At 62.9% G+C, this 13,015-nt stretch carries 15 protein-coding genes; 6 read left to right on the top strand and 9 right to left on the bottom strand.

Going from position 1 to position 13,015, the window contains the following annotated elements; translation table 11 throughout:
- Positions 1 to 128: 128 nt before the first annotated feature.
- The 5 genes from BPRO_RS02015 to BPRO_RS01995 form a co-directional block, all read right to left on the bottom strand.
- Positions 129 to 470 carry a MarC family protein gene (locus BPRO_RS02015; protein WP_049764059.1) on the bottom strand — a complete coding sequence of 114 codons (342 nt, stop codon included), beginning with the start codon at positions 468 to 470 and terminating at the stop codon, positions 129 to 131.
- Between the two features lie 279 nt (positions 471 to 749).
- The gene (locus BPRO_RS02010) at positions 750 to 2,168 is read right to left on the bottom strand and encodes a DcaP family trimeric outer membrane transporter (protein ID WP_232291477.1); all 1,419 of its coding nucleotides are present in this window, start codon (positions 2,166 to 2,168) and stop codon (positions 750 to 752) included.
- Between the two features lie 143 nt (positions 2,169 to 2,311).
- Positions 2,312 to 3,049, bottom strand: a complete 738-nt coding sequence (locus BPRO_RS02005) for an amino acid ABC transporter ATP-binding protein (protein WP_011481374.1) — start codon at positions 3,047 to 3,049, stop codon at positions 2,312 to 2,314.
- A 112-nt stretch (positions 3,050 to 3,161) separates the two neighbouring features.
- Positions 3,162 to 3,950 carry an amino acid ABC transporter permease gene (locus BPRO_RS02000; protein WP_041388234.1) on the bottom strand — a complete coding sequence of 263 codons (789 nt, stop codon included), beginning with the start codon at positions 3,948 to 3,950 and terminating at the stop codon, positions 3,162 to 3,164.
- Between the two features lie 37 nt (positions 3,951 to 3,987).
- Positions 3,988 to 4,752 carry an ABC transporter substrate-binding protein gene (locus tag BPRO_RS01995; RefSeq protein ID WP_011481372.1) on the bottom strand — a complete coding sequence of 255 codons (765 nt, stop codon included), beginning with the start codon at positions 4,750 to 4,752 and terminating at the stop codon, positions 3,988 to 3,990.
- Between the two features lie 401 nt (positions 4,753 to 5,153).
- On the opposite strand from BPRO_RS01995, the gene BPRO_RS01990 reads away from it, so the two are divergent.
- The 3 genes from BPRO_RS01990 (at position 5,154) to BPRO_RS01980 (ending at position 6,778) form a co-directional block, all read left to right on the top strand.
- Positions 5,154 to 5,579 (top strand): Lrp/AsnC family transcriptional regulator, encoded by a 426-nt coding sequence (locus BPRO_RS01990; RefSeq protein WP_011481371.1) that lies wholly within the window; start codon positions 5,154 to 5,156, stop codon positions 5,577 to 5,579.
- 71 nt (positions 5,580 to 5,650) lie between these two features.
- Positions 5,651 to 6,130 (top strand): Lrp/AsnC ligand binding domain-containing protein, encoded by a 480-nt coding sequence (locus BPRO_RS01985; RefSeq protein ID WP_011481370.1) that lies wholly within the window; start codon positions 5,651 to 5,653, stop codon positions 6,128 to 6,130.
- A 96-nt stretch (positions 6,131 to 6,226) separates the two neighbouring features.
- Positions 6,227 to 6,778: a DUF3617 domain-containing protein gene (locus tag BPRO_RS01980; RefSeq protein WP_011481369.1), complete on the top strand. Its 552-nt coding sequence runs from the start codon at positions 6,227 to 6,229 to the stop codon at positions 6,776 to 6,778.
- A gap of 163 nt (positions 6,779 to 6,941) precedes the next feature.
- On the opposite strand, the gene BPRO_RS01975 is transcribed toward BPRO_RS01980, so the two are convergent.
- Entirely contained in the window at positions 6,942 to 7,658 is a 717-nt protein-coding gene (locus BPRO_RS01975; RefSeq protein ID WP_011481368.1) for a YggS family pyridoxal phosphate-dependent enzyme, read from the bottom strand.
- 50 nt (positions 7,659 to 7,708) lie between these two features.
- Between BPRO_RS01975 and BPRO_RS01970 the strand changes: the two genes are divergently transcribed.
- From BPRO_RS01970 to BPRO_RS01960, 3 genes are all read left to right on the top strand, one after another.
- On the top strand, positions 7,709 to 8,752 hold the full coding sequence (locus BPRO_RS01970; protein ID WP_011481367.1) for a type IV pilus twitching motility protein PilT: 1,044 nt from the start codon (positions 7,709 to 7,711) through the stop codon (positions 8,750 to 8,752).
- Positions 8,753 to 8,920: 168 nt separating this feature from the next.
- Complete coding sequence (locus BPRO_RS01965) at positions 8,921 to 10,057, top strand: PilT/PilU family type 4a pilus ATPase (protein WP_011481366.1); 1,137 nt, start codon at positions 8,921 to 8,923, stop codon at positions 10,055 to 10,057.
- An 86-nt stretch (positions 10,058 to 10,143) separates the two neighbouring features.
- Positions 10,144 to 11,058, top strand: a complete 915-nt coding sequence (locus tag BPRO_RS01960) for an NAD(P)-dependent oxidoreductase (protein WP_011481365.1) — start codon at positions 10,144 to 10,146, stop codon at positions 11,056 to 11,058.
- 87 nt (positions 11,059 to 11,145) lie between these two features.
- On the opposite strand, the gene BPRO_RS01955 is transcribed toward BPRO_RS01960, so the two are convergent.
- The 3 genes from BPRO_RS01955 to BPRO_RS01945 all read right to left on the bottom strand — a co-directional run bounded on the left by BPRO_RS01955 (position 11,146) and on the right by BPRO_RS01945 (position 12,999).
- Positions 11,146 to 11,814, bottom strand: coding sequence for a BON domain-containing protein (locus tag BPRO_RS01955; protein ID WP_011481364.1), 669 nt, complete (start codon positions 11,812 to 11,814; stop codon positions 11,146 to 11,148).
- Positions 11,811 to 12,410, bottom strand: coding sequence for a phosphoheptose isomerase (locus BPRO_RS01950; RefSeq protein ID WP_011481363.1), 600 nt, complete (start codon positions 12,408 to 12,410; stop codon positions 11,811 to 11,813). The genes BPRO_RS01955 and BPRO_RS01950 overlap by 4 nt, the downstream gene beginning before the upstream one ends.
- Positions 12,411 to 12,549: 139 nt before the next feature.
- On the bottom strand, positions 12,550 to 12,999 hold the full coding sequence (locus BPRO_RS01945) for a YraN family protein (protein ID WP_011481362.1): 450 nt from the start codon (positions 12,997 to 12,999) through the stop codon (positions 12,550 to 12,552).
- Positions 13,000 to 13,015: the final 16 nt, after the last annotated feature.

Raw genomic sequence — 13,015 nt, 5'->3', positions numbered from 1 at the left:
TAACGACAATGCATCTATGATTAATCAATAAATATAGATTTATTCACTATATTTATTCGATTTATTAGACAATAATTAATCAACCAATCCGAAAATTCCGGACAAACATTCACCGACATTCCCCCCATTCATCCCGTCACGCCTGGAAAGGCGCGGCGCAGTCCGGAAATCAGCTTGTCGACGGCCATCGCCGACAGCAGCAAGCCGATCGCGGCCGCCCAGGTCCAGCCACGGTCTGGCTGGCGGGCCGCCAGCAGCAGCACGGTGGCCAGCGCCGACGGGCCGGTGATCACAGGGATGGCCGGCGGCACCAGCATCGGCTCGCCACCGTGGCCGGAATCAGCAAGGCTCACGCCCATGCCTGGAAAGGCCATGCCCATCGCCATCAGGAAGAGGATCACCCCGCCCGCGATTTCGAACGAGGCATCGGTCAGGCGCATGGCGTGCAGCAGTCGGTCGCCTGCCACCATGAAAATCAGCAGAACGATCCGGGCCGTGACCCGCCCGGCGGGACAGGCGCACCACCTACCACCTATCCCGTCGGGCGGGGGCGCCCCTGTTCCGCTCAGTTGAAATTGACTCAGAGGCTGGGAGTTTTTCGAAGCGACGGCATTTCCTCCCTCGCCCCTTTGGGGAGAGGGTTGGGGTGAGGGGCTGTGCTCCAGTGTTGTGGCCACTCGCCGGCCCTCACCCCCGCCCTCTCCCAGAGGGAGAGGGAGAGGGAGTGAAATCGAAAAACTCTCACTCTCTCAGTTGAAGTAGTACTTCGCCGACAGGTTCACACGCGACATATTCCCCTTTTCGCCGCTCAGCGTCTCGCGCTGGCCAAACACATATTCAGCGCCGAAGTCCACGTTCTTGATCGGGTTGTAAATGAAGCCCAGGTGCGCCTGGTAGACACGGCGGTTGATGCCGAACTGCCCGGTGTCCAGGCCGTTGGCGCGGGCAAAGGCGGTGTAGGCGTTGTCGTAGTTCTTCTGCCAGCCCAACACAAAGTTGGTGCGGAAGGTATCGCTCGCCTTGTACTGGTAGCCCACCACCACACCCAGGGCCTTTTCCAGCAGGATGTCATTGGTCGCCGGGTCGTAGCTGGCGCCTTCAATGTAATTGAGGTAGCGCCCGATGCCTTTGCCATAGGTCACCGCAAAGCTGGCGAAGTCCTTGGCATCACGCATCTTGACCAGGGCCGTCGCGCCCACGCCGTAGCCGCGCCGCGACGCATTGACGCTGGCACCGCCGATGTCGCCGTTGACGCGCAGCTCATGGGTCAGCCCGCGCACGCTCATCGCACCCCAGCCGAAGCTCTTGTCCCAGCGCGCGATGAAGTCCGGCACCCGGGAGAAGCCGGCCGGCGTCGCCACACCCGTGTTGTCAAGCACGTAGCTCACCGAATTTTCAGCGGCCACGGTGAAGGTGCCCATGTCTTTGGTGCCATAGGCATAGCGGACTTGCGGCTGGCGAATGAAGGTCGAGCCGATCGGGCCATTGAAATCGACGGTCTCCGGCGAGTTGTCGAGGTCCATGAAGGTCGACCAGGTCTGCCCGACCAGCAGCCCGCCAAACTGGCCGTAGGCATGGCGCAGGCGGAAGTTGTAGGAGTTGGTCGCCTGCTGGGTGTAGATGTTGCCGACCGTTCCATACACGGCGCTGTTGCCGGTGCGGGGATCATTGTTGAAGTCGCCCTCGACCTTCACCGCCAGCGGACCGTGAGGGGTCGGGGTGGAGGCTTCAATGCCGATGCGGGAGGTGCGGGCATGCAGGTAGGTCTGGCCGGTGCGGTTGGTCGACCCATTGATAGGCGCGTACGGCACAAACGTCGAGTAGTCGTTGGCCGAATTGTCGCCCTTGAATTCATGCACGGCATTGAGCTCGGCCACGCCATACAGGCGCAGCGAGGTCTCCGAGCCCGGCAGCCGGAAGCTGCCGGGAATGTCACCCAGCACCACCGCATCCTTTTGCTTGAGCTCCAGCTGCTCAAGGCGCTCGATGGCGGCATTGCTGACCGCCGGCGCGGCGGCGGGCGGCTGCGCCTTGAGCTGGTTGAGCTCCTGCCGCAAGCGCAGGAACTCCTGGCGCAGCTCCTCGAAATCCTTCGGGGTCTGGGCCAGGGCGGACAGGCTGAGGGTGCCCGACGCCAGCAGCATCAGGGTGATTGCAGATCTTTTCATGTTTTTCATGTTGTCTTCGGTTAAAAATAGGATGAACTCAGCCAGCGGGCGCGCGCTGCGCGCGCCCGGCGGGAGTCGGCAGGCTGGCGCCCCAACGAATAAATCAGTGAATCAAAGGTTTAGTGGATCCATGGACCCATGGGTCAGTGGATCACCTGGCCCAGAAAGGCCCGGATGCGCGGGTTGGCCTGCGCGCCAAAGAACTCGGCCGGCGGCGCGTCCTGCGCCACCTGCCCCTGGTCGATGAACAGCACACGGTCGGCCACTTCGCGGGCAAATCCCATCTCGTGCGTGACGATGACCATGGTCATGCCCGACTGGGCCAGCTGCTTCATGACATCCAGCACTTCCTTGACCATTTCCGGGTCCAGCGCCGAGGTGGGTTCGTCGAACAGCATCACCTTGGGCTGCATCGCCAGCGCCCGCGCGATCGCCACGCGCTGCTGCTGGCCACCGGACAGTGCAAACGGGTACTTGTGCGCATGCGCCTCCATGCCCACCCGCCTGAGCAAGTCCATCGCCTGGGCACTGGCCTCGCTGCGCGGAGTCTTGCGCACCCGCCGCGGCGCCAGCGCCACGTTGTCTAGCACCGTCAGGTGCGGGAACAGGTTGAACTGCTGGAACACCATGCCGAGTTCGCGGCGCAGGGCGTCCAGGTGCGTGAGGTCGTCGTCCACCTCGATGCCATCGACCCGGATGCGGCCCGAATCGTGCCGTTCCAGCCGGTTCAGCATGCGCAGCAGCGTACTCTTGCCCGAACCGGAGGCGCCCACGATCACGGTGACCTGGCCGGCTTCGAAATGCGTGGAAACGTCGCGCAGCACATGGTGGGCACCAAAGCGTTTGTTGACGTTTTCCACGGTGATCAGGGGTGTGCTCATTGGATAACCTCCGCGCTGCGCGCTGCAGTGTCATTCGCCTTGGGAGCGGTCCGGCGGCGGATAAGCTCCGCGCTGCGCGCTGCAGTATTCGCCTTGGGAGCGGCCCGGCGGCTCATGGCTGGCGTCCTTCCACGTCGTAGCGGCGCTCCACCGCGCCCGAAATCTGGGTGAGCACGGTCGTGAGCACCAGGTAGATGACCGCCGTGGTCACCAGCGTGGGCAGCGGCTGGAACGTGGCGGCCTGGATGCGATTGCCCACATTGGTCAGTTCCACGACGCCGATCGCATAGGCCAGCGACGAGTCCTTGAGCAGGGCCACCGTGTTGTTGACCAGCGGCGGCAGCGATATCTTGAAAGCCTGCGGAAAGGTCACGTCGATGAAGGTGAAAAAACTCGACAGCCCCAGGGAACGGGCAGCCTCGATCTGCCCCTTCGGTACCGCAAGAAGGCCGCTGCGGATGGCCTCGGCGTTGTAGGCCCCGGCGTTGAAGGCCAGCGCCACACAGGCCGAGGAGAAATCGCTCAGCTGCAGCGCCGGCACCAGCGTTGGCAAGGCCAGGAAGACGAACAGCACCTGCACCAGCAGCGGCGTGCCGCGCACGACCCAGATGTAGAGCGAAGCGATCCAGCGCAGCGGCGGCAGCCGGGATATCTTGCCCAGGGCCGCCAGCACACCGATGACAATGCCAACCAGCCCGGCGATCACGGTGAGCTGCACCGTGACACGGGTGCCTTTGGCAAAGGACTGCGCATTCACGCCAATCGGTTCGGGCACCAGGGCCAGCGGAATGGCCATCAGCCACAGCAAGACCACCAGCACCACGCTGGCCAGCACCATGGTCGCACTGCTGCGCTGTTGCCGGCTCCAGTGCCCGGGCCATTCGGGAAACGCAAACTTCATGGGGCTCTCCGGCCATCTGCGGGGCGATGGCATGCGCTTACTTGCAGCGTACGTCTTCATTGAAGTACCTCTTCGACAGTGCGCTGTAGCTGCCATCGGCCAGCACGTCCGCCAGCGCCTTGTTGTAGCCTTGTGCCAATGACGCATTGCCCTTGCCGACGGCGGCGGCGATGCGCTCGATGAAGACAAAGTCGCCCAGCTTCATGCCGGCACCCGGATTGGCGGCAATCGCGATGGACGCCACAAACTTGTCGGTAACCCAGGCATCAACGCGGCGGGACACCAGCGCGCTGCGCGCATCGGTGTCCTGCGGGAAGTTCTTCACATCCTTCACGCCGGCCAGCTTCCTGACGTTGTCCATGTAGGTGCTGCCGGTCTGGACCGAGATCACCTTGCCGTTCAAATCGGCGGTGGTACGAATCGCCGGATCGAGCGACACAATCGATCCGCCCGAGCAGTAATGGGGGTCGGCAAACGTCACCGCGCGGGACCGTTCTTCCGTGATGCCATGCGATGCGATCACCAGATCCCAGCGGTCCTGGCGCAGCCCCGCCAGCAGCGCGTCAAAGCCCAGGGCTTTCCACTCGACGCTGACACCCATCTTTTTGGCCACCAATTCGGCCAGCTCGACCTCAAAGCCCGACAGCTTGGCGCCCTGAAAGTAATTGAAGGGCGCGAACTGCCCTTCGGTGGCAATGATGATCTTGCCCTCTTTCCTGACCTCATCCAGGCTGCGTGCCTGTGCCGTGATGGCCGCCAGCAGCGCAAGGCCAAGCAGCGTCCATGTCTTGAATCGTTTCATCAGAGTCTCCTTTTATGGTTTAAACAGTCGAAATCCGGTTTTGAAAGTTGCGCCGCCATCCGCCTGGGGCGGCATGGGGCGTGGGGCGTGAGATCAGGGGGTCGGGCTCGTTGGCTGGCGCATCAGGCGGACGGGTGCCCGGCGCCACGGCGCATGCACTCATGTGGCCGGCAACAGGAACCGGCCACGGCCGCGACCACGAAGTCATGGCTGCAGACGGCATCTAACGCACTCAGGCATCGGGTTTCGGTCAGCGAGGGGCGTTTCATGAGGCGTGGACTCTGTTGGATGGCGGAATGCACGCAGTGTCTCAAGAAGGCATTTCAATAGAAATGATCAAGGCTGATAGTTTTTTGTCATATTTCTAGCAAATAGCTACCCAAAAATGCCAGAATGACAGGATGGATGCACTCGACCAACAATTGCTTTCTCTTTTGCGCAAAGATGCGCGCACCAACGTGGCCACGCTGGCCCAGAAGCTGGGGGTTTCGCGCGGCACGGTGACCAATCGCATCACCAAGCTGGAAGACGCCGGCATCATCGTCGGCTATACCGTGCGCCTGCGACCCGACGCGCAACCCAATGAGATCAAGGCCTGGATGAGCATTGCCGTGGAAGGCAATGAGGCCCGCAAAGTCATTGCCAGCCTGCTGGGTGAGCCCGGGGTCGCCACGCTGCACGACACGAATGGCCGCTGGGACCTGCTGGCCGAACTGCGCGCCCAGAACCTGTCCGAACTGTCCAAGGTGCTGGAGCGGATCCGCCTTATCCGGGGCATCAGCAGCACGGAATCCAGCATCCACCTCGAAACCTACCGGATGACCTGAGAATGGCCGCATCCGCAACCCGCACCTCCACGCATGCGGCGGCAGCGCCTCCCTTTGCCTGATTGACCTTCATGAGCGAACCCCACATCGAGATCGACCGCATCGACCTGAAAATCCTGAATGTGCTGCAGCAGGATGGCCGGATTTCCAACCTCAAGCTGGCAGAAAGCGTGGCGCTGTCGCCCACCGCCGTGCTGGCGCGCGTGCAGCGGCTGACCCGCGACGGCTACATCCTGGGCTACGAAGCCCTGCTGAACCCGCTCAAGCTCGGCGCCGGCATGATGGTGTTTGTGGAAGTGCTGCTGGACCGCACCACGCCCAATGTGTTCGAAGCCTTCAAGGCGGCGGTGCAGGTGCACCACGAAATCATGGAATGCCACATGGTGGCCGGCGGCTTTGATTACCTGCTCAAAACCCGCATGGCCGACATGGCCGCCTACCGCTCTTTTGCCGGCACCGTACTGTGGCAATTGCCCGGCGTGCGCGAGACTCGCACCTATGCGGTGATGGAAGAGGTGAAAAATACCACGCGGCTGGCGCTGGGCGTGTGAAGGTGACGGCGAGGGGTTGCAAACCGGTGCATGGTGGCAATAATGCGGGATCATGCGAGATCGCCCTCCAAACTTGTCTTTTCAACAAGGATGCCCATGAAATTCAACCCCGCATTTCTGGCCACGATCGCACTGGCCATGACCATAGCCACCGGCGCCGCCGCGCAAACCATGAAACCGGGTTTGTGGGAGATCCACAACAAGATGCAATCGGGCTCGGGCTCGGGCGAGATGGAACAGGCCATGGCCAACATGGACAAGCAGATGGCCGGCATGCCGCCCGAACAGCGCAAGCAAATGCAGGACATGCTGGCCAAACAGGGCATGGGTCAAGGTGGTGCCGGCGGCATGAGCATGAAGATTTGCATGACCAGGGAAATGGTCGAGCGCAACGAAATGCCGTCACAGCAGCAGGGCGACTGCAAGACCACCCACTCGCCGCGCAGTGGCAACACGATGAAGTTTTCCTATACCTGCGCCCAGCCGCCGTCCAGCGGCGAAGGCCAGATCACCTACGTGAGTGACACCGCCTACACGATGAAGATGGCGACCACCGCCACGGTCAGGGGCAAGGCCGAGAAGATGAACATGGACGCTTCGGGAAAATGGCTGTCGGCGGACTGCGGCAATATCAAGCCCAAGAAATAGCCCCCACGGTCGCTCACTGCGTGTAGCTCCCTGCCCCCCGAGGGGGCCGCTGCGCCTGCGGCCCGGCAAAGCCGGTTCCGCGGCCCCTGCTGGATTAGAGCCTCACGCAGCTTCCGGTCGCCCCGAGGTATCGAAGGGCAGTGCCATCTGGCGGAACAGGGGCTCATCTCTTTCCGAAGATCGCGGTGCCCACGCGAACCATGGTGCTGCCGGAATGGATGGCGGCCTCCAGGTCGGCCGTCATGCCCATCGACAGCGTGTCCATGGGTGCAGGCAACACGCCCGCCGCGTTTATCTGGTCAAAAATGGCTCTCGTCCTGGCGTGAACGGCGCAGGCAGCTACAAAATCAATAGCAGGCTCGGGAATCGCCATGAGCCCACGCAGCGTCAGCCGCGGCAGCTGCGCAATTTCTTGCGCCAGCGCCAGCGCCTCTTCGGGTGCCGCGCCCGACTTGTTCGCGCCGCCATCCACATTCACCTGCAAACAGATCTGCAGGGGCGGCAGGTGAGGCGGTCGCTGCTCGCTGAGGCGTTGCGCGGTCTTCAGCCGGTCGACCGACTGAACCCAATCGAAGTGCTCGGCCACCAGGCGGGTCTTGTTGCTTTGCACCGGCCCGATGCAGTGCCACTCCAGCACGGCAGGCGCGCCGGCCTGCGCCGCTTGCCAGGCGCGCAGCGCCAGAATTTTCTCCACGCCCTCGGCAACGTAGTTTTCTCCAAACGCGCGCTGCCCGTCCGACATGGCGTCGATCACGGCATCGGCGCCAAATGTTTTGGAAACCGCCAGCAGGCGCACGCTGGCCGGATCGCGCCCCGCGGCCACACACGCCGTGGTAATCCGGTCACGGACAAGCTGGAGGTTGCGCACAATCATGGTCATAATCGAACTGTAAACTCAGATTCAACCTCGACTTCCAAGGATCCCCCGGGATGGACATCACGCAGCTGCTGGCCTTTAGCGTCAAAAACAAGGCGTCCGACTTGCATCTGTCGGCAGGTTTGCCGCCCATGATCCGCGTTCATGGCGACGTGCGGCGCATCAACATCGACCCGCTGGACCACAAGCAGGTGCATGCCATGGTGTACGACATCATGAACGACACCCAGCGCAAGAACTATGAAGAGTTCCTGGAGGTGGACTTCTCCTTTGAGATTGACGGACTGGCACGCTTTCGCGTCAATGCCTTCAACCAGAACCGGGGTGCCGGTGCCGTGCTACGAACCATTCCCTCCAAAATCCTGACGCTGGAGCAGCTCAACGCGCCCAAGATCCTTGGCGACCTGGCGCTCAAGCCGCGCGGCATGGTGCTGGTGACCGGCCCGACCGGCTCGGGCAAGTCCACCACGCTGGCGGCCATGGTCAACTTCCTGAATGAAACCGAGTACGGCCACATCCTCACGGTGGAAGACCCGATCGAGTTTGTGCACGAGTCCAAGAAATGCCTGATCAACCAGCGCGAGGTCGGCCCGCACACGCTGAGCTTCAACGCCGCTCTCAAGTCCGCCCTGCGCGAAGACCCGGACGCGATTCTGGTGGGCGAGATGCGCGACCTGGAAACCATTCGCCTGGCCATGTCGGCCGCAGAGACCGGCCACCTGGTCTTCGGCACGCTGCACACGTCAAGCGCCGCCAAGACGATTGACCGCATCATCGACGTGTTCCCGGCCGAGGAAAAGGAAATGATCCGCTCCATGCTGTCGGAGTCGCTGCAGGCCGTCATTTCGCAAACGCTGTGCAAGACCAAGGACGGCGCGGGCCGCGTGGCCGCGCACGAAATCATGCTGGGCACCAGCGCCATCCGCAACCTGATCCGTGAGGCGAAGGTCGCGCAGATGTACTCGTCCATCCAGACCGGCAACAGCGTGGGCATGCAAACGCTGGACCAGAACCTGACCGAGCTGGTCAAGCGCAACGTGATTTCGCCCGCGGAAGCGCGCGGCAAGGCGAAAATACCGGAAAACTTTCCAGGCTAGATATATGGCCCCCATGCTTGTCACTTCGTATGCCTACGGCAGTGCGCTGCCCCTTTCACTACAAAAGGGGACTGCGCTTGCTTGGGGCGGCCCGGCGCTGCGTTCTCTCGCCGCCACGCTTGTCACTTCTTCGGCGGCGACTGAATCCACTTAACAGGAGGTGCTCTCATGGAGCGCGATCAAGCCAGTAAATTCATCCACGACTTGCTGAAGCTCATGGTCAGCCGCAACGGCAGCGACCTGTTCATCACCGGCGACTTTCCGCCGGCCATGAAGGTGGACGGCAAAATAACCAAAGTCTCGCCACAGCCGCTCAATGCCGGCCACACGCTGGCCCTGGCGCGCGCCATCATGAACGACAAGCAGGCCGCGGAGTTTGAACGCACCAAGGAATGCAATTTCGCCATTTCGCCGCCAGGCGTGGGGCGCTTTCGCGTAAACGCCTTCATCCAGCAGGGCAAGGTCGGCATGGTGATGCGGACGATCCCGGCCGTGCTGCCCACGATTGACGGGCTGGGCGTGCCCCAGGTGCTCAAGGATGTGGTGATGAGCAAGCGGGGGCTGACGATTCTCGTCGGCGCCACCGGTTCGGGCAAGTCCACCACACTGGCGGCCATGGTGGACTGGCGCAACGAACAGTCATTCGGCCACATCATCACGATTGAAGACCCGGTGGAGTTTGTCCATGCGCACAAGAACTGCGTGATCACGCAGCGCGAAGTGGGCCTGGACACCGACAGCTGGGAAGCGGCGCTGAAAAACACCCTGCGCCAGGCGCCTGATGTGATCCTGATGGGCGAGATCCGTGACCGTGAAACCATGGAGCATGCCATCGCCTTTGCGGAAACCGGCCACCTGTGCCTGGCCACGCTGCACGCCAACAGCGCCAACCAGGCGCTGGACCGCGTGATCAACTTCTTCCCCGAAGAACGCCGTACCCAGTTGCTGATGGATTTGTCGCTCAACCTCAAGGCCATGATTTCGCAGCGCCTGGTCCCCAAGCAGGATGGCAAGGGCCGCTTTGCGGCGGTCGAGGTCATGCTCAATTCACCGCTGATCTCCGACCTGATCTTCAAGGGCGATGTTTCCGAGATCAAGGAGATCATGAAGAAAAGCCGCAACCTCGGCATGCAGACTTTCGATCAGGCGCTGTACGACGCCTTTGAAAGCCACTTCATCACCTACGAGGATGCACTGCGCAACGCCGATTCGGTGAACGACCTGCGTCTGCAGATCAAGCTCAATTCGCAGCGCGCCAAGTCGACCGACCTTGCCGCGGGCACCGAGAGTTTCGCCATCGTATAACCGTCCGGGCTGAGCCTGTCGAGGGCCCCAACCTCCCAACGCCTGTCGACAAGCTCAGGGCAAAAGGACAGCAGAGTCAACACGCCGTGAGCAGCATCAACACCAAAACCTACGAACCTTCTTCCCCGCGCAAAGTTGCATTCCTCGGCCTGGGCGTGATGGGCTATCCCATGGCCGGTCATCTGGCGCTCGCCGGCCATCAAGTCACCGTGTACAACCGCAGCCCCGCCAGGTCGACGGCCTGGTGCGCTGAATTTGCGGCCACGGCCCGGCCATCCAGTGCGACCGTGCCCCGCCTGGCAGCGGCCGGGGCCGATGTGGTGTTCAGCTGCGTCGGCAACGATGATGACCTGCGTTCCGTCACGCTGGGCCCGGACGGTGCCTTTGCGGGCATGAAGCCCGGCGCGGTGATGGTGGACCACACCACCGCCTCGGCCGATGTTGCCCGCGAGCTCCATGCGGCTGCACAACAGCTCGGGCTGCACTTCATTGACGCGCCGGTGTCCGGTGGCCAGGCGGGCGCACAGAACGGCATCCTTACGGTGATGTGCGGCGGCGATGCGGCGGCGTTCGAGAGCATCAAGCCGGCCGGCATGGCCTTCTCCAGGGCTTTCACACTGATGGGCGACAGCGGCGCGGGCCAGCTCACCAAGATGGTCAACCAGGTCTGCATTGCCGGCCTGGTGCAGGGCCTGAGTGAAGCCATCGCCTTTGGCCAGAAAGCAGGGCTGGACATGAACCAGGTACTCGACGTGATCGGCAAGGGTGCAGCCCAAAGCTGGCAGCTCGACAACCGCGGCAAGACCATGGCGGCCGATCAGTTCGATTTCGGCTTCGCGGTTGACTGGATGCGCAAGGATCTGGGTCTGGTGCTGGATGAAGCCAGGCGCAATGGCGCGCGCCTGCCCGTGACAGCCCTGGTGGACCAGTTCTACGCCGATGTGCAGGCCATGGGTGGGCGACGCTGGGATACGTCCAGCCTGATCAGGCGCCTGAAATAGGGCGAGCTGTGAGCGATCGCTGCCGCATCAAACGGCAGCTTGCGGCAAGCGCCGGCACCCGGCCAGGTGCCGGCCTGGATCGGGCCCTCAATTGCTGGACGGCTTGGCGGCGGCGGCTTGCGGCTGGGCGGGGGCTGCCCCCACCCGAATGCGCGCCAACTCTTCCTCGCTGATGATCTCGAGGAGCCGGATGACTTTTTGCACGCCTGGCGTGGCGCGGACCACTTCGGTGGCCCGGTCGGCTTCGCGCTGGGTCACGCGCCCCATCAGGTAGGTCGTACCCCGCTCGGTGACCACCTTGAAGGCATTGGACTGCAGATCCCGCGCATCGAGCAGCATGGCCTTGACACGACCAGTGACCAGCAGGTCCGAGGAGCGCTCCATCAGCGACGGGCTGTCCAGGACGGCCAGTTCATTGACCACCGACACCACGTTCTCCACGCGCGAAACCACCTGCTCAACCAGCTGTTTGTCCTGGGCATTGGGCACCTCGCCCGTCAACAGCACCTGGCGGTTGTAGCTGGTGACGTTGACGCGCACGCGCGTGCCAAGGTTGCTGCGGATCCGGCTGGCGGCCCGCAACTCGATGCCTTCATCCTCCAGCTGCGCGCCCGAGGTGCGACGGTCGGTCACCACCAGCGCCGTGCCCGCCGCCGCGCCGCCCATCGCGAGCGGCACGCAGGCCGTCAGCCCGCCTGCCACGGCCGCCGTTGCGCAGACAAACAAAGCCAGTCGCTTCATCACGGAATACTTCATGCGGGATTCTCCTGGTCGCCAAGTAGCTGGGTGTCCACGCCGTCGCAGATGCAGTGGAGCACGAGAAGATGCACCTCCTGGATGCGCGCGGTTCGCTCATGCGGCACACAGATATGCACGTCGGTTTCGCGCAAGGCATGCGTCATCTTGCCGCCGCCCCGGCCGGTGAGTGCCACCACGGTCATCTCACGCTCATGCGCCGCTTCAACGGCCGCCAGCACGTTGGCCGAGTTGCCGCTGGTACTGATGGCGAGCAACACGTCGCCAGCGCCGCCGAGCGCACGGACCTGCTTGGAAAAAATGACGTTGAAGTCGTAATCGTTGGCAATCGCCGTGATGATGGAACTGTCCGTCGTCAGGGCGATGGCACCCAGCTCCGGCCGCTCCCGCTCATAGCGGCCCACGAATTCTGCGGCGAAGTGCTGGGCGTCGGCCGCCGAGCCGCCATTGCCGCAAGCCAGTACCTTGCCGCCGCTGGTTACGCTGGCAAGGATGGCCTGGATGGCCGCGGAGATCGGTTTGGACAGGATATGCGCCGCCTGGTATTTCAGGTCGGCACTGTCGATAAAGTGCTGTTCAATACGTTGTTCAAGCATGCGTCAATGATAGCGGGTCACGAGGAAGGCCAGACCCGGGAGGGGCATGGATCCGGCCGGGGGAGCCGGCAAAGACAATCCTGGTTACAAAATACGCCGCACCGGGCTGCGCTGCAGCGGGTGTCCTCGCCAGCGCTCGTCAGGAAGCATCGAACGCTGCGGGCAGCCACTCGAGGCGGCCATTCTCAACGGGGCCCTGCCCCGGCCCTCCGTGTACCAGCACCACATCAAAGCGGCAAGGCGGGGGGCTGGCAAAGCGCATCAGGTAGTGGCGTGCCGCAAAAATGATGCGTTGCTGCTTGGCCGGGCTGATGCTGGCGGCGGCGCCTCCATGCGAGGCGCCCGAACGCTGGCGGACCTCGACGAACACCAGCGTGCCGTCGGGCGTGCGCATCACCAGGTCAATCTCGCCTCCACCGCGCCCCGGCGTCCGATAATTGCTTTCCACGGGAATCAAACCGGCCCGCGCCAGAAAGACCTGCGCGGCCGACTCTGCAGCATCACCCCGGGACTTGGTGGTAACCTGCCCTGGCTGCGCCCGGGAACCGTCCGGCGGCGGCTTGACAACCTGTTTTCTGGAAAACCACATTGAACGCTTCTTTCGA

It is taken from the genome of Polaromonas sp. JS666 (assembly GCF_000013865.1).
GTDB lineage: Bacteria > Pseudomonadota > Gammaproteobacteria > Burkholderiales > Burkholderiaceae_C > Polaromonas.
This window is presented reverse-complemented; position numbering and strand designations above follow the sequence as displayed.

Coding starts and splice junctions, on each gene's coding strand:
- BPRO_RS02015 (WP_049764059.1), bottom strand. CDS start 470: ATGGTGGCAGGCGACCGACTGCTGCACGCCATGCGCCTGACCGATGCC.
- BPRO_RS02010 (WP_232291477.1), bottom strand. CDS start 2,168: ATGAAAAGATCTGCAATCACCCTGATGCTGCTGGCGTCGGGCACCCTC.
- BPRO_RS02005 (WP_011481374.1), bottom strand. CDS start 3,049: ATGAGCACACCCCTGATCACCGTGGAAAACGTCAACAAACGCTTTGGT.
- BPRO_RS02000 (WP_041388234.1), bottom strand. CDS start 3,950: ATGAAGTTTGCGTTTCCCGAATGGCCCGGGCACTGGAGCCGGCAACAG.
- BPRO_RS01995 (WP_011481372.1), bottom strand. CDS start 4,752: ATGAAACGATTCAAGACATGGACGCTGCTTGGCCTTGCGCTGCTGGCG.
- BPRO_RS01990 (WP_011481371.1), top strand. CDS start 5,154: ATGGATGCACTCGACCAACAATTGCTTTCTCTTTTGCGCAAAGATGCG.
- BPRO_RS01985 (WP_011481370.1), top strand. CDS start 5,651: ATGAGCGAACCCCACATCGAGATCGACCGCATCGACCTGAAAATCCTG.
- BPRO_RS01980 (WP_011481369.1), top strand. CDS start 6,227: ATGAAATTCAACCCCGCATTTCTGGCCACGATCGCACTGGCCATGACC.
- BPRO_RS01975 (WP_011481368.1), bottom strand. CDS start 7,658: ATGACCATGATTGTGCGCAACCTCCAGCTTGTCCGTGACCGGATTACC.
- BPRO_RS01970 (WP_011481367.1), top strand. CDS start 7,709: ATGGACATCACGCAGCTGCTGGCCTTTAGCGTCAAAAACAAGGCGTCC.
- BPRO_RS01965 (WP_011481366.1), top strand. CDS start 8,921: ATGGAGCGCGATCAAGCCAGTAAATTCATCCACGACTTGCTGAAGCTC.
- BPRO_RS01955 (WP_011481364.1), bottom strand. CDS start 11,814: ATGAAGTATTCCGTGATGAAGCGACTGGCTTTGTTTGTCTGCGCAACG.
- BPRO_RS01950 (WP_011481363.1), bottom strand. CDS start 12,410: ATGCTTGAACAACGTATTGAACAGCACTTTATCGACAGTGCCGACCTG.
- BPRO_RS01945 (WP_011481362.1), bottom strand. CDS start 12,999: ATGTGGTTTTCCAGAAAACAGGTTGTCAAGCCGCCGCCGGACGGTTCC.